Below are 20,442 nucleotides of genomic sequence, written 5' to 3'. Positions count from 1 at the left end.
TTATATGAGTATTTTAACGAAAGAAAATATTGTACTTGGAGCGGAACCGGCAACGAAGGAAGAAGCCATTGAACAAACAGGCAGTATTTTGGTTGAAAAAGGGTATGTGTCTCCGGGTTATATTGAAAAGATGAAAGAAAGAGAAGCTCTGACGTCAACCTATATGGGGAATTTTGTAGCGATTCCTCATGGAACAGAAGATTCCAAGAAAGAAGTAAAGCACTCTGGGATTTCCATCGTACAAGTGCCGGGCGGGGTGGATTTTGACGGAAACGAAGTGAAAGTATTGATTGGTATTGCCGGAAAAGATAATGAGCATCTGGAAATCCTTTCGCAAATCGCCATCGTCTGTTCTGAAGAAGAAAACATTGAAAAAATGGTATCCGCATCGTCTCCGGAAGAACTGCTCAGTCTTTTTGAGGAGGTCGTATAGATGAAAGCCGTCCACTTTGGTGCGGGAAACATCGGGAGAGGCTTTATCGGCCAGCTGCTATACGATGCGGGAGCAGCGATTACATTTGTAGATGTGAATGATGAGGTTATTAACGCCATGAACAGTGAAAGGCATTATGACATTGTTTACGCCCAGGAGGAAGAACTGCGTTATTCCGTGCATGGTGTAAAAGGCCTGAACAGCCGTACTGAAACAGATAAAGTTGTCTCAGAAATTGCAGAAGCGGATATCGTGACAACGGCTGTGGGGCCGAACGTTCTTAAGTTCCTTGCTCCTGTAATAAAAGAAGGACTGGTAAAAAGAAGCGGTAAAGCTGTAGATGTGATCGCCTGCGAGAACATGGTAGGGGGCAGTGAACAACTGAAACAGTATGTGCTGGATCAAGCAGATGATGAGGAACGCAGGATTGTTGAAGAGTCGGCCGGCTTTCCAAATGCTGCAGTAGACCGGATTGTTCCCGAACAAGTCGTTGGAAACGGGTTGGATGTAACAGTTGAGCCATTCTATGAATGGATTGTTGAAACAGAAGGAATGAAGAATCCGGACGTAAGGATTCCAGGTATCCTATATGTGGAAGCTCTTTCCCCTTATATTGAGCGTAAGCTTTTCACCGTCAACACGGGGCACGCAGCGGCAGCGTATCTCGGCTCTTTGGAAGGGTACAAAACAATTGCTGAGGCGATGGCAGATGAAGGTGTATTTACGTCTGTAAGTGGAGCGCTGGAGGAAACGGGGAAGTTGCTTACAGCAAAGTATGACACCTTTTCTAAAGATGAGCAAAAAGCCTATATCGAGAAGGTACTGGCACGCTTTGTAAATCCCAAACTGGTGGATGACGTGAAGCGGGTAGGGCGCACCCCTCTACGGAAACTGGGACGTAAGGAAAGGTTGATCTCTCCCGCAGAGCAGTTAATGAAGCGAAATGGGCAGCCTGCTTTTCTCGTTGATGTGATTGTGGCGGCTCTCTCTTTCCGGAACGAAGACGATCCGGAAGCGGTGAAACTCGCTGAGGAGATACAGGAAAAAGGTGTGGGTTATGTTTTGAGACACTATTCACAGCTGGAAGAAAACTCACCTTTATACGAATCGATTTCTGAGAAATACAATGAGGCAGAAAAATAAAGGAAAAACGAAGGCTGCCAGCCTTCGTTTTTTTGCCGGCATGGTTATATTTCATTGAAGAATGTTATGGGCGTAAAGAGTTTCATGGTGCTCGCCTAACCTCGCTGAAAAAGTGGAGGTATTTTAATAGGAATTTTAAAATTAAAACCGAAACCTTCTTTTTCTCTGAATTGTGCGGGGTCTGTCCCCCGACAATTTTGCATAGGTATGTAAGAGAGGAAGGGGTGCTTGGCTGATGAAGCGGAGGTTTCGGGCGTTCAAGCCGGTCAAATCAAGGAGACGGAAAGGACCTTTGCCTTTTCGTTATGTATTTTTAATTTCATTTTTAATTTTTTCTCTGATGACTGCCCAGGGTCTTGTGATTGTTGAAAAGGGTATTCGTCCGACGCTTATATCCATTGCAAAGACTGAGACACAGAGGATCGGGACACTTGCTATCAATGATGCGATTTCCAAACAGATTCTTGAGAATACGAACCTGGAAGAGGTCATTGAAACAGAGATGGGTCCTGATGGCAGTATTACGTATATGAACTTCAACCCGGTTATATTTAATAAAGTTTTGCAGCAGACAACCCAGCGCGTACAATCGTATTTAAATGATATTGAACACGGCAGGGTGAGGGATGTGGGTCTTCCCACAGATGTGAACGTGGAAAGAGAGGGAGCAACGTTTTCCGAGGATGGCATCATTCACATGATTCCACTCGGTCAGGCTACTAACAATGCTCTGCTGGCACACCTTGGTCCAAGGGTGCCTGTCCGTTTATCCGCCATCGGTGACGTGAAATCCCAGCTGAGGTGGGAAGCGGTACCTCTGGGGATCAATAACACATGGATCAGTATCAGCGTTGAAATAGAGGCGGATGTGAAAATCGTAATCCCGTTTGCAACGGATACGGCTGCTGTAACCACTTCGATTGCGGTGGCCAATGTGTATATCCCTGGAGAAGTGCCTGAGTTTTACGGAACGGGTGTAACCCCTGTGCTTTCCAGGGACTTGGAAACCGGAGAGGTGAATGTATCTGAGACTGAAACCATTTCAACGCAGGAAAATTTGCCAGGTGATTAATGGTTGCATTCCCTTACACCCTCTGATACAATCATTTACGGTTTGACAATTGAATCGGTTATGGTACCTCATCACGATGTGTGTGAGGTAGAGGCGCGAAGTCAAAGAGTATGTATCATGAGATTCGGACATCTGTGAGTGATACAAAAAGGGGACTTTGCCGAAGCGGGTATGCGTGTCCAGCGCTGCCTGGCTGGGGGTGCATTTAAAAAATGCATCACTGTCACTCGGGAAACCGCAGTGGAGAACTACTGACTCTTTCTTGTTGGGGATCATGTGTTAGCTTACAAAGGCAGCATTGGAATCCAATGATGTCTTTTTTTTTGTGAGAAAAGACAGTGTTCCTTGAATTGAACGGCCTCATCTCACAGCAGTATTGTCAAGCTTTTTGCGCGCTCTTGAAGGTTATTTCAGGAACGGGTCGAATATCATACATTATTTTAATTAGGGGGAATTATTATGGATCACGGAGCATTATCATTACTGCCTCCGATACTGGCACTTATTATGGTTATCCTTACCCGCCGTGTTCTTCTTTCACTGGGGATCGGAATTATTGTCGGTGCGCTCATGGTCAATCAGAATGAAGAGCTCTTCGTCAACGAAGCGCTGTCTCAGGTTATCTCTATAGTGACAGGTATCTTTTATGTACCGGGTGAAGGAGTAAACACCTGGGAGTTTTATATTCTGCTGTTCCTTGTTATTTTAGGAATAATTGCTTCACTTATTACAATGACAGGAGGAAGCAGAGCCTTTGGTGAGTGGGCACTGAGCCGTGTGAAAACACGAATCGGCGCACAGATTGTCACTGCCTTCCTTGGGATTATTATTTTTATTGATGACTACTTCAACAGCCTGACTGTAGGTAACGTGAGCCGTCCGCTGACTGACCGTCACCGGATTTCACGGGCGAAGCTTGCCTATGTCGTCGATTCAACAGCAGCATCCATGTGTGTGCTCATTCCGCTTTCAAGCTGGGGAGCCTACATTATTACGATTATCGGTAACGATGTACTAATGGAGCATGGAGTCACTGAATTTGGTGCTCTTCAGGCGTTTATTATGATGGCACCGATGAACTTTTACGCTGTATTTGCCATTCTTATGGTCTTTGCGGTTGCTTGGTTCCGTCTGGATTTCGGTCCGATGCGTACACATGAGCTTCGTGCGCTTACGACAGGCGAGCTTGTGGATAAAGAAAAAGGAGCTGTTCCCGGGGACAGTGAAGATGCTCAGCCGGTTGTTTCAGGTCGTGTAGGCGACTTGGTATGGCCGATCGTCACGTTAATTGCAGCCACAGTTCTATTCATGATCGTAACAGGCGTTCAAGGTACTGAAGGGGAAGCGGGCCTTCTTGCTACGTTTGAAAATACAGATGTAGCGGCTTCACTTCTTTATGGCGGTCTCATCAGTATGTCAGTAACCATCGCCATTGCCTTTATGCGCAAAGTGCCGGTTAAAGATTTCGGCGTAGGCTTATGGGCTGGAGTTAAGTCGATGCTTCCGGCCATTTACATTTTGATCTTTGCCTGGACAATCATCGAAATTATCGGCGAACTCGGCACAGGTGCATACCTAGCTGAAGTGGTAAATGACAACATGAACCTTGCTTATCTGCCGGTTGTATTGTTCCTCATTGCAGGATTTATGGCATTTACAACTGGGACAAGCTGGGGAACATTCGGAATCATGCTGCCGATAGCAGGAGAAATTGCAGCTCAGACGGATGTTACGCTGCTTCTGCCGGTATTGGCCGCCGTCCTTGCAGGAGCAATCTTCGGAGATCACTGTTCTCCAATTTCAGATACGACAATTTTGTCTTCTACAGGTGCGGGAAGCCATCACATCGATCACGTGCTTACGCAACTGCCGTATGCGGTTCTCGTTGCAGTGATTGCGTCTGCAGGTTTCCTTGTAATCGGCTTTACAGGAAGCTTCCTTGCAGCCATTGCCGCGTCGCTTGTGATATTTGCACTGTCAATCTTTATTCTGAAAACAGTTATAAAGCCGGTTGATGCTTAAAATTAAATCTGAGGGTGATTCATAAGGTGAAAAAAATCACCTTATGATCACCCTCTTTTTTATTTTCGCTTAATAATGAATCTATTTTATGAAGATGCTTCTTTAGAGCTATCTTAAGAGATTTTTCTTGCCAGATACCGGATAAAATTGGTATATTCAGATTACATTAATTTTCTGAAAATACCTTTACAAATACTACTGGGCTACTTATAATAAGACAATGTAACCACGTCGAAATTTGTCAAAAAAAGCGAATGACCTGATTATGTTTGCTTCTTTTTTTAGGTAATAGCAGTCAGAAAATATTGATAATTTCCGGGGTGGAAAATTCCGTAGAAAGAGAGAGGGGTTTTATTATGAGTAATGGCCGTGAAAGGTTTTCCAAGCTTGGATTTATCCTCGCTGCCGTAGGTTCGGCTGTAGGACTCGGAAATGTGTGGCGTTTTTCGTACGTAGCGGGAGACAGTGGAGGAGCTGCTTTTTTACTTATTTATATCTTATGTATTTTCCTCGTTGGTCTGCCGGTATTGCTTGCTGAATTTTCGATTGGCCGGAAAGGGCAGCAGGACGTAGTAGGATCTTTTAACGCAATTTCCCCTCAAAAACCATGGGCAATCGGTGGATTTCTGGGCGTTGCGTCTGCATTCTTGATTTTGTCATTTTACGGTGTTATCGCCGGATGGGTCGTATACTTCCTCTACAGCTATGTAACCGGTGCTACGGGGAATGTAGGTACAGGTGAATATGGGGACTTCTTCGGTGCCTTTATCGGTGGAGCTGCAGGGCCTGTTTTCTGGCAAGTACTCTTCATGATATTTGTTGTGGCTATTGTTTTCAGTGGTGTAAAAAAAGGTATCGAACTTTCAAACAAAATTTTCATGCCTTTACTGGCTGTAATTCTGATTTTCCTTGCAGGCTACAGCCTGACGCTTGACGGTGCAGGAGAAGGTCTGACATTCCTGTTCACACCGGACTGGAGTGCATTTGCCCAGCCGGGTGTGTATGCAGCTGCCATCGGACAAGCTTTCTTTACCCTGTCCCTGGGTATGGGAGCTATGATTACGTATGCAAGTTATCTGCCTAAAGATACAAACCTGCCAAGTGCAGCAGGAACAGTTGTCACGTTTGATACATTGTTTGCCATTGTGGCAGGTCTTGTGATCTTCCCAGCAGTGTTTACGTTTGGTCTTGAGCCGGGAGCCGGCCCTGGGCTGATCTTCATCACCCTTCCAGAAGTATTTAACCAAATGGGCGGTGCTGGAACGCTGTTCGGCATTCTGTTCTTCTTCCTTGTAGCCATTGCGGCATTATCTTCTGCAATCTCATTGCTTGAAGTAAGTGTTGCATATGCGATGCGCAAGTTTAACTGGACGAGACGCTTCTCTGCAGTAGTGGTCGGGGCGGTTGTGACCCTGTTTGGTATTCCTTCTGCTTTGAGTCAGGGAGGTCCGCTATCAGAATTTACGATTTTCGGACTGCCGTTCCTTGATGCAGTTGATACACTGACAGATAAGTACTTTCTGCCTCTGGGCGGTCTTGTGATTGCACTGTTTGTGGGGTGGGGCTGGAATAAAGTCGATGCCCTTAAGGAAACAGGTCTTACAAATTCAGCATTAGGAACGGCCTGGATCTGGTTCCTGCGAATTGTAGCACCATTGGGAATTGCCGTGATTCTTCTTCTCAACATTCTTGGATAAAAAAAGACAAAAAGGCTTCTCCGGAAATGGAATTCCGGAGAGGCCTTTTTATTTGATTTTCAGGACCATACAAAAGGCTCCTGTCAACCCTTCCCCGCAAATTGTGCGGGGACAGACCCCCGAACTTTTCTTGAACTTTTATTTGCGGCGGGACTGGCGTTCGATTTTTTCCCATGCCCGGAGTGAGGGATAGGGGTCGAATGACCATTCGAAGTAGCCGTTGTCTTTGTACATTCCGTAGTGGAGGTGGGGCGGGAACTTCCCTTGGGTCCCGGGTTTTCCGTAACCTGAGCTTCCTACGTAGCCCACAACTGTCCCCGGTTCAACGATTGTCCCACGTTCCACTCCTTTTTCAAATCCGGTCAGGTGGGCGTAGTAGTGGTAGACGTTATTTGTGTCACGTATCCCGATTCGCCAGCCACCAAACTTATTCCATCCTTTAAGTTCCACAATTCCGTATGTGGTAGACCTGACGGGGGTGCCGTATCCAGCAAAAAGATCGGTTCCCTCATGAATTCTGCGTCCGCCCCAGCCGCGGGAATGTCCCCACGTTCCTCTGTAACTGTAGTTATAATTGAGCGGCAGAGGAAACACTCTCTTACGGAGATCAAGCGTATTGAAGGTACGGTACACTTCCGCATGTCCGTTGATGAGCTCTATGGCTTTATCGCGCTGATAATAATCCCATAATCCAATTCGCATGTTCTCCTCATCAGTGCCGAAAGCAGCAAGCCTCTGGGCAAAAGTGAAGAGGACATCCTCATCGTTCGTCTGTTCGGCGAGGCCGTCTCCGTTACCATCAAGGCCAATTCCATTGAAAAGCGAAATTGAAACAGGGTTTGAATCGTCAGGATCGGGGTTTTCCATACCGGCCCACCTTTCAGCCGGAATTAAGATACCTACATATCCCTCTTCATCAGCCAAGTCCCGACGTGCCCTTCTGAGCCCGCGTTCATAGCTGTCCACACCTGCTATGTAGTACCAGGGAACACCGGTAAGTGTTTCAGTTTTTTTATAAAGTGCCATCCGCTCTGCAAAGATTTCTTCAGATGAACGTTCTTGAAGAACCGACGCATAGCTTTCTACAGGGATGAAAAGGGCTAGAAATAGAAAAACACACAGCCAGCAAGCGACACGTTTCATATAAGGCATCTCCTTTCAGCATGAGTAAAAAATACTCATATAAATCACCTGTCTATAGTGTTGGAAAAAATGAAGGAAAACCCTCCCGACAAATCCTTCCAATAAGCGGACCCCTTTGAGATTTCTGAGTTTTCATGTTAAAGTTACTAATGATTCTATCGTTCATTGGCATACTGAAACAGACGTGTTTACTGTCAGAAAAAGAGCTGGCTCTCTTTTTTTGGAAACAAGGAAATTTGATCAGGAGAGTGAACCTTATGGCGAAAAAAGAAGAATACATTCGTAAGCCCGACTGGCTGAAAATAAAACTTAATACAAACGAGTCCTATACAGGACTGAAAAAGATGATGCGTGAAAAGAAATTACATACTGTCTGTGAAGAAGCGCGTTGTCCGAATATTCACGAGTGCTGGGCTGAACGAAAAACAGCAACATTTATGATTCTGGGAGATGTATGTACCCGTGCATGCCGTTTCTGTGCAGTTAAGACAGGTCTGCCCACAGAGCTTGATCTGCAGGAACCGGAACGTGTAGCGGAGTCGGTTCACCTGATGGGTCTTAAACACGCTGTCATTACAGCGGTTGCCCGGGACGATCTGAAAGACGGCGGTGCCGAAGTGTTTGCAGAAACCGTTCGTGCTATTCGACGCAAAAGTCCGTTTACAACGGTGGAAGTGCTCCCTTCAGATATGATGGGACGCTATGAGAACCTTGAGACTCTCATGGATGCAAAACCAGATATCCTCAACCACAACATTGAGACGGTTCGCAGCCTGACTCCACGTGTCCGTGCCCGTGCTACATACGACCGCTCTCTTGAATTTCTGGCACGCGCCAAGGAAATGCAGCCAAAAATCCCAACAAAATCAAGCATTATGATCGGACTTGGGGAAACAAAAGAAGAAATTATCGAAACGATGGATGACCTGCGTGCTGCCAATGTTGACATCATGACAATCGGCCAGTATCTGCAGCCAACCAAGAAACACCTTAAAATCAAAAAGTACTGGACTCCGGAAGAGTTCAACGAGCTTAAAGAAATTGCACTCTCCAAAGGCTTCAAGCACTGTGAATCAGGCCCGCTGGTACGTTCTTCCTACCACGCTGATGAGCAGGTAAACGCAGCACAAAGCTAATGATTAAAGATGACCTCCACTACAGGGGGTCATTTTTTCATTTAAACCAAGCCTGTAAAAAAAAGAAAAGACCCCTGTTCAACGAAGGGGCCTCGTGCCATTAATTCATATAATCGTCATTGTCATCATGCATTTCGTCACTGCTGATCGGCTCACCCTGGGGATAATCTTTAAACTGATCTGCTGTCTGCTCCAGAGTGTTGTTATATTCCTCAGAGTCAGGATACAGACTGCCGAAGCGCTCAATTTCATCCATCATGTCCATATCATCAGACACGTACACCTCGTAGTAAGAAGGAACAACGGATAATGCTGTTTTTCTTACCTGGTCCGCCACTTCATTGCGGTCCATGTCTTCGTGGCCGCTGTTACGGCTGTAAACCATAAAGATTTTATCGTCTGTCACGAGCGTGCCGCATTCATCAACGGAAGGAATAACGGCTGCCATCTCACTGATACTGTTTGCAAGAAGCTCCCTGTCATAAACGGCATAACCCGGATACTTCTTCTGCTTGGCTGTCTCTTTTGATTCACGGACAAACCCGTATTTATTGTATTCATCATGGTCGGCACTCTGACGGTTAATGACGTTATAGCCATCAGTCGTGTTACCTGTGCTGAGTGAATTCCACTGGGCATTGCCGCCGTCCTGTCGCGCAGTATCATTCATTTGCCCGCAGGCTGTAAGTGCCAAAGTACACACAAGGGATGCTGTGAGTAATCGTTTCATTTTTTCCACCTCCTGACTATAGGTTCTCCATTTCGGGATACCTTAGGAGCGGTAATTTGTACCGGTTTTAAGAGGTGGAGAACCGTAAAAGGTGGTAGATTAATCGTAAAATTTGGCAGATATGTATGCGAAGAAAGGACAGTCCATTGGAGGTGGACAAATCCGCCATTTAACAGAGGACAGAAGGTAAATATGGTAGATAAAACTGAAAAAATAGTTGATATGTCCGTGAGGGGAGGACAATCCACACGAGATGAACTGAGATATGTGGGATTTGGATTAAATACGCAAACTGATGAAGACCTGCAAGAATACCGGGGATCTGCCAGCGTATGTGGAAACTCGATGAACAACCGGCCAAACTCGATGAACAAACAGCTGAAGGCGATGAATAACTAGGCAGATGAATTTCCAAAACACCATGCAACCCGCTGAACGAGACTCCCGCGGCTTACACCTCATAAAACTTTAGGAAAACATTGAATTTTTTAGTGAGATAAGGCAAGATAAAGAGAGTAGAGAGAGGTGTTTGCCATGATTCGTATACAGGGAAATGAATACGAGCTGATCGAGAACATAAAAGACGGCTGGGTTGAAGAAGATTTCAAAGCGCGGTACAGCGATGTGCTGAATAAGTATGACTACATCGTCGGCGACTGGGGATATAATCAATTAAGGCTGAAAGGCTTTTTTGAAGATCAGAACCGAAAATCTCCTTTTGAATCCAAAATCAGTTCTTTGCCGGAATACTTATATGAATACTGCAACTTTGGCTGCCCTTACTTTGTGATAAAGAAAGTAAAGGAAAAAGAGAAGAAAAAGTCGTCTTAATCCAAAAAATAAATTGCACTGTGAACCCATATAGTACAACACCGGGCTCTCCAATCTCACAAGCCAGATAAATAAAGGGTGTTCCTGCAGTGCCCTGCAGGAACACTTTTTTTCTTTGTGAAAACTACTGCCGTCCGCCGCCATTGTAGCGTTTGTCATCGTGGGTCGGATGGGAGCCGGGATCTTTTCGGTCCAGACCTTCGTGAAGGTTTTTGTATTCATAGTTAAAGGCGCTGTAAGAGCGCTGTCCTTCATGCCATGGACTGCTTTTTCCCAATGGGCGCTCAATGGGAGAGCCGTAGGGGCCTTCCGGGGTAATTTCCGGAAGAACAAAGTTTTTGTTTTTTTCCACAACAATAAAGTCTGTATACTTGCGTTCATCTTTATCGGGCAAGAAAAAACACCTCCTGCACATAGTATGTGTAAAGGAGGTGCTCACTATGAACGTTAAACAACTTCAAAGAGGAATTCACGGAGCTCTTTTGCTTCTTCTTCGCTCAGGTTATAAGCGTGTTCGATGTAGCCTGGCTCGTCCAGGTCATCACTGCCGATAATAGCGAAGCGATTGGAGAGCATATTCATAACGAGTTTTTTTCCGTAGTAGCGGTTCGTTGTTGTAATAGCCAGGTCAAACCGTTGCTCTTCGCCCATAAAGCTGACAAAGCGGGTCTTTGTTTCTTCTTGGTCATTGTACAGATAAAAACGCTCAGACATGGGACTCACCCTTCCTTATCGTCTTACTCCTGCTCTTGCAAATGAGGCTTCTGGTTAAGACGGTGATGAGCTTTAATATATCGTACTGTGCCTGTTTTTGCACGCATAACAATCGAGTCTGTTTCAACGAGGTCGCCGCCGAGGAAACGGACACCTTCAAGCAGTTCACCGGTGGACACCCCCGTTGCTGCAAAAATAGCGTCGTCACCTTTTACAAGGTCGTTGAGCTGCAATATGCGGGACGTATCTTCGACGCCCATTTTTTTACAGCGTGCTTCTTCTTCATCGTTCATCGGTACAAGACGGGCCTGCATGTCGCCCCCTAGGGACTTGATTGCTGCGGCGGAAATGACACCTTCAGGAGCACCGCCTGTTCCAACAAACAAGTCAATACCCGTTCGAGGCATGGCAACTGCGATAGATGCGCCTACGTCTCCATCCCCAAAGAGGTTAACCCGGGCACCTTTTGCACGGATGCGTTCGATGAGTTCAGCGTGCCGTTCCCGTTCCTGAATGATCACCGTTACGTCTCGGACACGTTTGTTGTTCATTTTTGCAATAATATCAATCGTTTTTTCAATTGGATCATCAAGGCGTACGAGGCCGGCTGCTTCCGGACCTACAACGAGTTTCTCCATATACATGTCAGGAGCGTGAAGAAGGGTACCACGGTCTGCGATGGCGATGACGGCCATGGCATTCGGGTGTCCTTTCGCTACGATGCTTGTTCCTTCCAGCGGATCCACGGCGATGTCAACTTCCGGACCATTACCTGAACCCAGTTCTTCACCGATATAAAGCATTGGTGCTTCGTCCAGTTCACCTTCACCGATGACAACCGTTCCCTGCATGTTAACGGAGTCGAACATTGAGCGCATAGCAGTGGTTGCTGCGTCGTCCGCTTCTATTTTTCGGCCGCGACCCATCCATTGGGAAGAGGCCAGAGCTGCTGCTTCGGTTACACGTACAATTTCTAATGCTAATTCTCGATCCACGTTGATTCCTCCAGTTGTAAAATAACGATATAATAAAAGAATAGTTTTCCATGATTAATCCTTCATCATAATAACAAACATTTCACACTAAATAAATCGATTTTACGATATTTGATGAAAGATTTATCTGGAAAAAGGCCAATGTGTTATACTAATTCGAGATTAAAGAAGACAGGTGATGATTATGTATTTTGTTGACCGTGAACTAATTGAAAAACGATTGAACTACTTAGAGACGCTGCTCACTGAGCTGGCAGGTCAGTATGATAATGAATCGGATATGCCTTTCATTCTTGAACGCGCCGGTCATATGATTATTGAAACGATGATGGACGTGGGCAACCAGATGATCGACGGCTTCATTATGAGAGATCCCGGAAGCTTTGAGGACATTGTGGATATTCTACTCGATGAACGGGTGATTACGAAAGAAGAAGAGGAAGGAATTAAAGCGCTGCTTCCATGGCGGAAAACCCTGCTTCAGGAGTACACGGATATTGACCACGGCAAATTAAAAGAGGATTACAAAAAGCAAATGCCGGTTCTTCTTCGTTTTCCAGGGCGGGTACGTATGTATTTAGAAAATGAACTGGGGCCGGTATCGGCATTTTTACCTAACAAAACAGACTGACTTAGACATACTGGAGGCAGAACATAGATGAAAGCATACAAAGGATACTTAATTGATCTTGACGGAACAATGTACAGAGGCAAGGAGGAAATTTCGGAAGCAGTAACGTTTGTTAACCAGCTGGTGGAAAAAAAGATTCCTTATTTATTTGTCACGAACAATTCTGCAAGAACTCCCGAACAAGTATCAGACAAGCTCGTGAGCATGGGGATTCCTTCAACACCGGATCACGTGTTCACGACAAGTATGGCAACAGCCAACTATGTTTCGGAAAAAAAGCCCGGTGCAACCGTTTTTACCATAGGGGAAGAGGGAATTAAGCAGGCACTGAAAGAAAAAGGGATGAAGCCTGGTGATGAAACCGCCGATGTGGTGGTAGTGGGAATTGACCGTGCCATTTCATATGAGAAATTAAGCACAGCCTGTCTTGCTGTCCGAAACGGAGCGACATTTATTTCTACAAATGGTGACGTGGCTATTCCGACAGAACGGGGACTTCTCCCGGGGAATGGCTCTCTTACATCTGTTGTGACTGTATCTACCGGAGTGAAACCAACCTTTATCGGCAAACCGGAATCGATTATAGTGAATCAGGCTCTTGAGGTTCTTGGGACAGCAAAAGAAGAAACAGTGATGGTCGGAGATAATTATCATACAGATATTCTTGCAGGAATTCGTGCAGGTTTGGACACCATTATTGTTCATACAGGGGTCACATCGAAAGAACAGCTCACTGACTACGATGAACAGCCGACTCATTCCATAGGCGGCCTGGATGAGTGGCGGTTCGAATAGGCACTTAAAACATAAAAATTGTGTATCATGAGTCCTAAAGCAGATTGGCTCCGACCAAAACGAAAAAAACACTTGTCAATGCAGGGGTTTCAAAATAGGCTTTAAAGAGTGGTTATGGCGGATTGGCAATGGATCCACACGCTGCTCGCCCGGCAGGAGGAAACCCATTCCTGCCGGGCTCTTTAAAGAGGGCATCGGCTCCACACATTGCTTCGAGGTTGACTCAAAAGGTAAAAAACCACCTTTTGGATCAACCTTCTTATTCCACCGATTCGGCTCCGTGAGCCAGTCTGCTGGAAGCAGCTGCTGCGATCGCTCCAACAATATCATCGAGGAACGTATGACAGCCGTTTGATTTGTCGTTGAGGAATTTTAAAATGCCAGGTTTTTCTTTATCGATGTAACCGTAATTAGTAAAGCCGATGGAGCCGTATACATTTACGATGGAAAGGGCGACGATTTCATCAACCCCGTATAAGCCCTCGTCCCGGTCAATGATACCTTGGATCGGCTCCTCAAGCAGGCCCTTCTCTGCCAATTTATCAAGCTGGATGCCTGTTAATATAGCGTTTTGTACTTCCCTTTTTGCGAGGACCCGGTTAATGTTGTGTTTACAAATATCCATAGTCAGGTCGGGATAATATCTCACCTGAAGAAAATAGACGAGGTCAGCTATGTCGTCAATTTTAACTCCTCGGTCGGAAAGCCAGCCGCGTGCTGTTTTTTCGACAATGTCCATTTCTTTTTCTTTACTCATTGCACTCATCACCTTCTGTTATCCTTTGGGTATTTATATGAATTTGATGCTTATTTGGTGTTCTTCAATACAGTGTTGTCGATATGAGTAAATCTTAGACACTCAGCCAGGCTTTTATCACGTGACAACCTGTTTTTTCATAAGCTGGGTTTAGAGTAGCTGTGAAATTGGGAGGAAGCAGGATGCTTGAACGTTCACTGTTTGATCACTATCGACTATATCCGGAAAACATACTACAGGCCTACCAGGTTACGATTATCGAAGCAAACGGGGAAAGGTATATGCTTACCCCGGTTCATTCGGAACAGAGCCAGGTTCAGCAGCAGGCAGAGATGGCTAACTGGCTGTTGTCCCAGGGTGAGGACGGCATTCCCGAACTTGTGCCTACTGATACGGGTAAAGCAACGTTGGACCTTGATGGGACTGTGATGGCTCTTTACCGCCTGCCTTCAGAAGCCAAGATGATGAGAAGTTATGATCCTGTAGGAAAAAGGCTGGCTACTTTTCATCAGCGAGGTCAGTTCTATGCTCATCAAGGGAAAAGAAAAGCGCCGTCTGGAGCCCAGAGCTGGAAGGGCCGCTGGGAAAAAAGACTCGATCAGATGGAATCGTGGTATGTGCACATAAGAAATGAACAAATCAAAACCCCGTTTGATGAGGATTTTCTTCTCACGTATCCGTACTATATGGGATTAAGTGAGAATGCCATTCAGCTGTTAAATGACATTGCGATTGATGATGGGGCGGCATCTATGGAGCAGGGAAATACGATTTGCCACAGGCGTTTCCAGGATTCAACCTGGCTGACTGTAGATGAACGGTTCCCGTCTGCTGTAAAAGTACCGGGCCAGCTTGTGTATGATCACTTTTCAAGAGACTTATCGGAGTGGCTCCGTGATGATTTCAAACAATCTTCCGGTAACGAAAGAAACAGGCCGCTGCAGTTTCCGGAGATGCTTACAACCTATGATCAGGAGAGGCCATTGACGGTGGTGGATCGTAAACTTGTAGCTGCCAGGCTTCTTTTTCCCCTTCATTACTTTGATACTGTAGAAGAATATTACCAAAGTGTAGACGAACGGAAAAAAGGAGAGCTTGCCAGTGAATTTCGTACTGCAATTTACGATTCCGGCAGTTACGAGAAAAATGTAAACAACGTTCTTCACTATATGATTGATGAACGAACCCGTATGCGTCTGCCAGGATGGCTGGGGTAAAAAGAGATGGCTTGGAAGGGAATATTGAAACCTTGCAGGTCATCTTTTTTATTGGGGCGGCTTAACTCTTTCTAAAAGTGTTTTCGTTTAAAGCCGGGTCAATTATAATGTAGAGAGGAGGCGATTGCAGTGAGGAGTAAACCTTATATCTTTATTACCCGTACCCTGCCGGAAAAGACAATTGAGCCGCTGCTGGAAATGGCAAACGTAGTGATGTGGGAAAAAGACGATGAACCCGTCCCCCGGGCACGTCTTGAAGAAGAAGCTGAAAAAGCGGATGGTCTGCTGACAATGGTGAGTGACTCCATTGACCGGGATCTTCTGGAATCTGCTTCAAAGCTCCGGGTGGTTTCGAACATGGCCGTAGGTTTCGACAACATCGATATTGAGGCAGCTGATGAGCTGGGCATACTCGTTTGCAACACGCCGGACATCCTTACAGATACTACAGCAGACTTAACATTTGCACTGTTATTAAGTGCGGCAAGACGTCTGCCCGAAGCAGCTGCATACCTGGCCGAAGGAAACTGGAAAGAGTGGGCTCCCATGCTTTTGGCAGGAACAGACGTTCACCATAAAACAATCGGCATTGTAGGGATGGGGCGGATCGGCTCGGCAGTGGCAAAACGTGCGGCCGGCTTTGATATGAACATTCTTTATCACAACCGATCGAGAAACCGTGAAGCTGAAAACATAACGGGGGCACGGTATGCAGGCTTTGAAGAGCTTGTAAAAGAAGCGGATTTTGTTGTTTGTCTTGCTCCCCTGACTAAAGAAACCAAACAGATGTTTACATACAGCGTGTTTAAACAAATGAAGAACACTGCGTTCTTTATTAATGCTTCAAGAGGCGGACTTGTGGACGAAAGAGGACTTGTTCATGCATTACAGGAGAGACTGATCGCAGGTGCAGGGCTCGATGTATTTGCAGAAGAGCCGGTTAAGCCGGACCATCCATTGCTTTCTTTTCCAAATGTAGTTGCACTTCCGCATATCGGCAGTGCTTCTGTGGAAACAAGACATGCCATGGGTGAGCTTGCGAGCCGGAACATCGCTCACATTTTGAAAGGATACCGGCCAAAAGCACTTGTAAACAAGAAAACTGTATAACTGCAAAAAAAAATCCCTCTGCTTATGCAGAGGGATTCAAATTAAAATACTTGTTCAAGTTCTGTTACACCAGGTACTTCTTCAAGCAATGCACGCTCGATACCTGCTTTAAGAGTGATTGTTGAACTTGGGCATGAACCGCAAGCTCCCATCAAACGTACTTTTACAACACCGTCTTCGTCGATGTCTACAAGCTCAACGTCTCCGCCATCACGCAGCAGGAACGGACGCAGTTTATCTAATACTTCCTGTACTTGTTGTTCCATAGTTGTTTCAGTTGCCATTGAATAAACACTCCTTTCTTTATCTTTCATTATAATATCCATACGCTAAAAAATCCATGAACGTGCTTAAATCTTTCTTTTTCATTCACCCATTTTTCTGTAAATGGGATTCCCCATGAGTATAACATATATCTATGATAAAATAAGGGTGTAAACGTTTTTATCCTCGACTTTTCAGGGAGGTTCTTTTATGACACCGATTAAAATCACTATATACGGCGCAGAAGTTAAGTGTGCCAGCTGTATTCATTTACCGACCGCTTTTGAAACAAAAGAGTGGCTCGAAGCAGCAATTACCCGTAAGTTTCCAGAACAGAAATTCAGGTTCGTCTACTGTGATATCGATTCGCCGGTCGGGGAAGAGCAGGCTTCATTTGCAGAGCGAATTCTGGATGATGAATTCTTTTATCCTCTTGTTGTGTTGAACGGTGAAGTGGTGGCTGAAGGAAATCCGAAGCTTTCAAGTATTTATGAAAAAATTAAGCAGCATCAGTCTGCTGCTGAAAATACGTCTCAAGCCTCAGGGTGATGGAAGAAGCATGTGCCGGGAGGTTTTTTTCCATGGTTTTTGTGTTCCGGGGAGATCCCATAATTGCAATACGCTCAGTATCGAGCGGTCCTTGGAAAGTGCCATGAGTGTAAATTGGCATCTACCTTTAACAGAGACAAATAAAAAGCCTCCGCTGTTGGAGGCTTTTTTTAGTGAGGAAATGTCTCTTCCTGACAATCGTTATATTGTTTTTACGATCCTGAGTGATATTTATACATCCAAAGTACACCGGATTTGAGTACTCGCGGTACACGGCCTGTTAATGATTTTTCTCCCATTAAACCGAAACCGTGTTTTTTTCCAAGTGAGCCGAGAACGCCTTTCAGCTTAATACGCGGCAATTCCTTCGGCCACTCTTCGCCGTTCCACTTCTTTTGAAGAAGCATGGCAATTTGCTCGGCTTGAGCTTCCGCAAGCTGAGCTGATGGTGCCTGTTTTAACCGTGCAGAGTCACCGACAACAAAAGCGTTTTCATATCCCGGGATTAAGTGGTGCTCGGTTACGTTTACACGGCCCTGGTTATCTTTATCCACATCAAGCTCTCTCACAAGCTTGTTGGCCTGAATTCCTGCAGTCCAGATAATGGCATCAGTCGAGATAGCTTCATCATGGTTATACAAAACATTCTCTTCTACTTTTGTAATGTTGGCTTTATTAATGATTTCAACGTCGTTTTTGATGAGCCAGTCCGTTACATAATTATAGAGTTTCGCCGGGAACATGGAGAGAATGTTTTCCCCGCGGTCAAAGAGCTTGATTTTAAGGTCAGGGCGGCTTTCACGAAGTTCACTGGCAAGCTCAACCCCGCTCAGGCCCCCACCGACAATGGCGACTGTTCCTCCATTATGGATGGCTTGAATAACCTGGTTGGTTTTTCTGGAGCGTCTCATTGTCTGAATACTGAGGGTATACTTATCTGCTCCTGGAACACCGTGATACTTATCTTCACAGCCAAGACCAATCACAAGGTCATCGTATGAAAGTTCCTCGCGGCTTGCCAGTTCAACCTTATTGTCGTCAAGGTGAATACCTGTAACGGTTTCATATTTAAGTTCAAGGCGGACATCGTTTGGAAAGGCTACACGAAGGTGCTTATCGGCAACAGTACCGGCAGCCAGTGCGTAAAACTCCGTCTTCAGACTATGATAAGCCTCTTTTTCCACTAACGTAATGTTTACATCCTTTAAGTCTTTCTGTGCAAGCAGCCGTTGAATGACCCGTAAACCGCCATACCCGCCGCCTAAAATAAGTAAATCTCTCACACGATCAGCCTCCTCTTGGATGTGCGTATCTCCCTATATACAAGGGGCAGACCCCTTGATTATAAACACGTTGAAATATATGTAAACGTTTTACTACGTTTAAAGTTTATCAACTTTTTGTCGAAATAACAATATTTTTACGAATTTTTTACACGATCATAAGCGTGAATGTTGACACGGTATATGTGAGACGATAGGATTATGGTTGACCATCGAAGAGGTGATGCAGGAATGAAACCAATAATCGAGTTTTGCGTTAGTAACTTGGCAAGCGGAACGCAGGAAGTTCGCGAACGTCTTGAAAAAGATCCGAACCTCGATGTGATTGAATATGGATGTCTTAGCTTTTGCGGTCAGTGTGCCAGAAAGCGTTTTGCCCTTGTAAATGGAGACGTAGTGACTGGTGACACGAACGACGAGCTTTACGATAATATTTATAAACATCTGGAAGAAAATCCAATGTTTTAATGAAGAGAGGGTGTCTCATAAGGCGGATCGATGCCTTGGTGAGGCACTTTTTTTATTTGCCTCTGTTAAACACAGGTATCATGGCGCTTCAGTCAACGTTTTTTAATAAAGCTTCAATGGTATTAGAGAAGCTGTTTTCCTCATCTATACATGCTAAAATCAACGCAAGGGAGTGAGACTGCATATGAAAGTGATTCCTTTTAGTCATACATGGCCTTATGATAAGCAAATGGGCGACATTTACCTTTCTGAATGCCCGTTCTGCGGAGAAGAGAATGTTCTTACAAATATGAAAAACCGCGATCTGGAAAGAGCGAAAGAGCATGTAAAGCAAAGGCTCAACATGCCATGCTGTTTAAAAACGATGATCATCCTTGAAGCAGACGACGACTATTTCTGGACGTCTGAACCATTAAGGTAATATAAAGAAGTATGGAGTGATGAACATGAAAGTGCCTTTCACAAAAATGCATGGACTTGGAAATAATTACATTTATATCAACGAGTTTGAGGTAACACTCCAAGAGGAGCAGCTGCCTTCCCTGGCAGTCGAAGTGGCTGATCAGTTTCAGGGAATCGGTTCTGACGGAATGATCCTGATTGGGCCGTCTGAAACCTCTGATGTCAGGATGAGGGTTTTTAATAATGACGGATCAGAAGCAAAAAACTGCGGAAACGGTCTTCGGTGTGTAGCCAGATTTTCCTTTGAGAGAGGACTTGTGAACAGTACGGAAATGACAATTGAAACGAAAAGTGGAAATGTTACGGCCGAAGTTCAATTGGCCGATGAGAAAGTTAAAGCAGTGACTGTCAATATGGGGCAGCCTGTTATGGAACGGAAGGCCATCCCAATGATCGGGGAAAATGCAGAAATAGTAGTAGCGGAACCTTTTGAGGCAGGAGGGGAAGAACTTTCCCTTACAGCAATCTCCATGGGTAATCCCCACGCGGTGTTTTTTGTTGATGATATTAACCAGGCCCCATTGACAACACTCGGACCGGTAATCGAAAAAGATATACGTTTTCCAGACTGGGTGAACGTTGAATTCGTTGAAATCGTATCTTCCAATGAGATGCACTTCCGTGTTTGGGAGCGCGGCTCGGGAATTACCCAGGCTTGCGGTACAGGCGCCTGTGCGGCAGCTGTAGCTTCTGTATTAAACGGGTATTCAAAGCGTGACGAGGAAATTACGGTTCACCTTGCTGGAGGGGACTTAACCATCCGCTGGGACCTTGAAGGGGAAGTTTGGATGACAGGCCCCGCAGAAGTAATTTGTGACGGAGTTTACATTCCGAGACAAGTCCGGTCTTAAGCGTGTTAAAGCAGGGTACTCTATCAGAGACTGCTGTGGGCGTGGGGGCACCGCCGCAGAAAGCGAAGGGCATGCAGGCTTCATCTTCAATTTCTGCGATTAGCAACAATTGATTTACACAAAAACAGAAAACGTAATA

The 20,442-nt window shown here is 45.4% G+C and carries 23 protein-coding genes and 1 riboswitch; of the genes, 15 read left to right on the top strand and 8 right to left on the bottom strand.

The window, feature by feature from the left end; genetic code table 11:
- Positions 1-4 precede the first annotated feature (4 nt).
- The 5 genes from EBO34_RS11840 (at position 5) to EBO34_RS11820 (ending at position 6,367) form a co-directional block, all read left to right on the top strand.
- On the top strand, positions 5-433 hold the full coding sequence (locus EBO34_RS11840) for a PTS mannitol transporter subunit IIA (RefSeq protein WP_122898794.1): 429 nt from the start codon (positions 5-7) through the stop codon (positions 431-433).
- Positions 434-1,576: a mannitol-1-phosphate 5-dehydrogenase gene (locus tag EBO34_RS11835; protein ID WP_122898792.1), complete on the top strand. Its 1,143-nt coding sequence runs from the start codon at positions 434-436 to the stop codon at positions 1,574-1,576.
- 235 nt (positions 1,577-1,811) lie between these two features.
- On the top strand, positions 1,812-2,648 hold the full coding sequence (gene yunB / locus EBO34_RS11830; protein WP_122898790.1) for a sporulation protein YunB: 837 nt from the start codon (positions 1,812-1,814) through the stop codon (positions 2,646-2,648).
- Between the two features lie 80 nt (positions 2,649-2,728).
- Positions 2,729-2,907: riboswitch (Lysine riboswitch) on the top strand.
- Between the two features lie 200 nt (positions 2,908-3,107).
- Positions 3,108-4,670, top strand: coding sequence for a Na+/H+ antiporter NhaC family protein (locus EBO34_RS11825; RefSeq protein WP_122898788.1), 1,563 nt, complete (start codon positions 3,108-3,110; stop codon positions 4,668-4,670).
- Positions 4,671-5,026: 356 nt separating this feature from the next.
- Positions 5,027-6,367: a sodium-dependent transporter gene (locus EBO34_RS11820; RefSeq protein ID WP_122898786.1), complete on the top strand. Its 1,341-nt coding sequence runs from the start codon at positions 5,027-5,029 to the stop codon at positions 6,365-6,367.
- Positions 6,368-6,505: 138 nt separating this feature from the next.
- Here the strand turns inward: EBO34_RS11820 and EBO34_RS11815 are convergent, their stop codons facing one another.
- On the bottom strand, positions 6,506-7,510 hold the full coding sequence (locus tag EBO34_RS11815; RefSeq protein ID WP_122898784.1) for a M23 family metallopeptidase: 1,005 nt from the start codon (positions 7,508-7,510) through the stop codon (positions 6,506-6,508).
- Between the two features lie 257 nt (positions 7,511-7,767).
- On the opposite strand from EBO34_RS11815, the gene lipA reads away from it, so the two are divergent.
- Positions 7,768-8,646 (top strand): lipoyl synthase, encoded by an 879-nt coding sequence (lipA, locus tag EBO34_RS11810; protein WP_026688470.1) that lies wholly within the window; start codon positions 7,768-7,770, stop codon positions 8,644-8,646.
- A 100-nt stretch (positions 8,647-8,746) separates the two neighbouring features.
- Here the strand turns inward: lipA and EBO34_RS11805 are convergent, their stop codons facing one another.
- Complete coding sequence (locus tag EBO34_RS11805; RefSeq protein WP_122898782.1) at positions 8,747-9,376, bottom strand: YhcN/YlaJ family sporulation lipoprotein; 630 nt, start codon at positions 9,374-9,376, stop codon at positions 8,747-8,749.
- A 534-nt stretch (positions 9,377-9,910) separates the two neighbouring features.
- Between EBO34_RS11805 and EBO34_RS11795 the strand changes: the two genes are divergently transcribed.
- Complete coding sequence (locus tag EBO34_RS11795; RefSeq protein WP_122898778.1) at positions 9,911-10,207, top strand: YutD family protein; 297 nt, start codon at positions 9,911-9,913, stop codon at positions 10,205-10,207.
- A 124-nt stretch (positions 10,208-10,331) separates the two neighbouring features.
- Here the strand turns inward: EBO34_RS11795 and EBO34_RS11790 are convergent, their stop codons facing one another.
- The 3 genes from EBO34_RS11790 to glpX are packed head-to-tail and all read right to left on the bottom strand — an operon-like array spanning position 10,332 to position 11,916.
- On the bottom strand, positions 10,332-10,601 hold the full coding sequence (locus EBO34_RS11790) for a hypothetical protein (protein WP_122898776.1): 270 nt from the start codon (positions 10,599-10,601) through the stop codon (positions 10,332-10,334).
- Positions 10,602-10,654: 53 nt separating this feature from the next.
- Positions 10,655-10,921 carry a DUF3055 domain-containing protein gene (locus EBO34_RS11785; protein ID WP_122898774.1) on the bottom strand — a complete coding sequence of 89 codons (267 nt, stop codon included), beginning with the start codon at positions 10,919-10,921 and terminating at the stop codon, positions 10,655-10,657.
- A 23-nt stretch (positions 10,922-10,944) separates the two neighbouring features.
- Entirely contained in the window at positions 10,945-11,916 is a 972-nt protein-coding gene (glpX, locus tag EBO34_RS11780) for a class II fructose-bisphosphatase (protein ID WP_122898772.1), read from the bottom strand.
- Between the two features lie 178 nt (positions 11,917-12,094).
- Here glpX and EBO34_RS11775 point away from each other — a divergent pair, with 178 nt between their 5' ends.
- Both EBO34_RS11775 and EBO34_RS11770 read left to right on the top strand, forming a co-directional pair.
- Positions 12,095-12,547: a DUF86 domain-containing protein gene (locus tag EBO34_RS11775; RefSeq protein WP_346725802.1), complete on the top strand. Its 453-nt coding sequence runs from the start codon at positions 12,095-12,097 to the stop codon at positions 12,545-12,547.
- Between the two features lie 27 nt (positions 12,548-12,574).
- The gene (locus EBO34_RS11770; protein ID WP_122898768.1) at positions 12,575-13,342 is read left to right on the top strand and encodes a TIGR01457 family HAD-type hydrolase; all 768 of its coding nucleotides are present in this window, start codon (positions 12,575-12,577) and stop codon (positions 13,340-13,342) included.
- Between the two features lie 259 nt (positions 13,343-13,601).
- On the opposite strand, the gene EBO34_RS11765 is transcribed toward EBO34_RS11770, so the two are convergent.
- Complete coding sequence (locus EBO34_RS11765; protein WP_122898766.1) at positions 13,602-14,099, bottom strand: phosphatidylglycerophosphatase A family protein; 498 nt, start codon at positions 14,097-14,099, stop codon at positions 13,602-13,604.
- Between the two features lie 182 nt (positions 14,100-14,281).
- Between EBO34_RS11765 and yutH the strand changes: the two genes are divergently transcribed.
- Both yutH and EBO34_RS11755 read left to right on the top strand, forming a co-directional pair.
- Positions 14,282-15,316: a spore coat putative kinase YutH gene (gene yutH / locus EBO34_RS11760; protein WP_122898764.1), complete on the top strand. Its 1,035-nt coding sequence runs from the start codon at positions 14,282-14,284 to the stop codon at positions 15,314-15,316.
- A gap of 129 nt (positions 15,317-15,445) precedes the next feature.
- The gene (locus EBO34_RS11755; RefSeq protein WP_122898762.1) at positions 15,446-16,426 is read left to right on the top strand and encodes a 2-hydroxyacid dehydrogenase; all 981 of its coding nucleotides are present in this window, start codon (positions 15,446-15,448) and stop codon (positions 16,424-16,426) included.
- A gap of 41 nt (positions 16,427-16,467) precedes the next feature.
- Here the strand turns inward: EBO34_RS11755 and EBO34_RS11750 are convergent, their stop codons facing one another.
- Entirely contained in the window at positions 16,468-16,752 is a 285-nt protein-coding gene (locus EBO34_RS11750) for a NifU family protein (protein ID WP_236784928.1), read from the bottom strand.
- 148 nt (positions 16,753-16,900) lie between these two features.
- On the opposite strand from EBO34_RS11750, the gene EBO34_RS11745 reads away from it, so the two are divergent.
- Positions 16,901-17,239 carry a YuzD family protein gene (locus tag EBO34_RS11745; RefSeq protein ID WP_122898758.1) on the top strand — a complete coding sequence of 113 codons (339 nt, stop codon included), beginning with the start codon at positions 16,901-16,903 and terminating at the stop codon, positions 17,237-17,239.
- A gap of 212 nt (positions 17,240-17,451) precedes the next feature.
- Here EBO34_RS11745 and EBO34_RS11740 read toward each other — a convergent pair whose 3' ends face one another.
- Positions 17,452-18,522: an NAD(P)/FAD-dependent oxidoreductase gene (locus EBO34_RS11740; protein WP_122898756.1), complete on the bottom strand. Its 1,071-nt coding sequence runs from the start codon at positions 18,520-18,522 to the stop codon at positions 17,452-17,454.
- Positions 18,523-18,753: 231 nt separating this feature from the next.
- Here EBO34_RS11740 and EBO34_RS11735 point away from each other — a divergent pair, with 231 nt between their 5' ends.
- The 3 genes from EBO34_RS11735 to dapF all read left to right on the top strand — a co-directional run bounded on the left by EBO34_RS11735 (position 18,754) and on the right by dapF (position 20,303).
- Positions 18,754-18,990, top strand: coding sequence for a YuzB family protein (locus EBO34_RS11735; protein ID WP_122898754.1), 237 nt, complete (start codon positions 18,754-18,756; stop codon positions 18,988-18,990).
- A gap of 184 nt (positions 18,991-19,174) precedes the next feature.
- On the top strand, positions 19,175-19,411 hold the full coding sequence (locus EBO34_RS11730; protein ID WP_122898752.1) for a hypothetical protein: 237 nt from the start codon (positions 19,175-19,177) through the stop codon (positions 19,409-19,411).
- Positions 19,412-19,436: 25 nt separating this feature from the next.
- Positions 19,437-20,303 (top strand): diaminopimelate epimerase, encoded by an 867-nt coding sequence (dapF, locus tag EBO34_RS11725; RefSeq protein ID WP_249414079.1) that lies wholly within the window; start codon positions 19,437-19,439, stop codon positions 20,301-20,303.
- Positions 20,304-20,442: the final 139 nt, after the last annotated feature.

Origin of the sequence: Alteribacter keqinensis (assembly GCF_003710255.1) — a bacterium.
Classification (GTDB): Bacteria; Bacillota; Bacilli; order Bacillales; family Salisediminibacteriaceae; genus Alteribacter; species Alteribacter keqinensis.
This window is presented reverse-complemented; position numbering and strand designations above follow the sequence as displayed.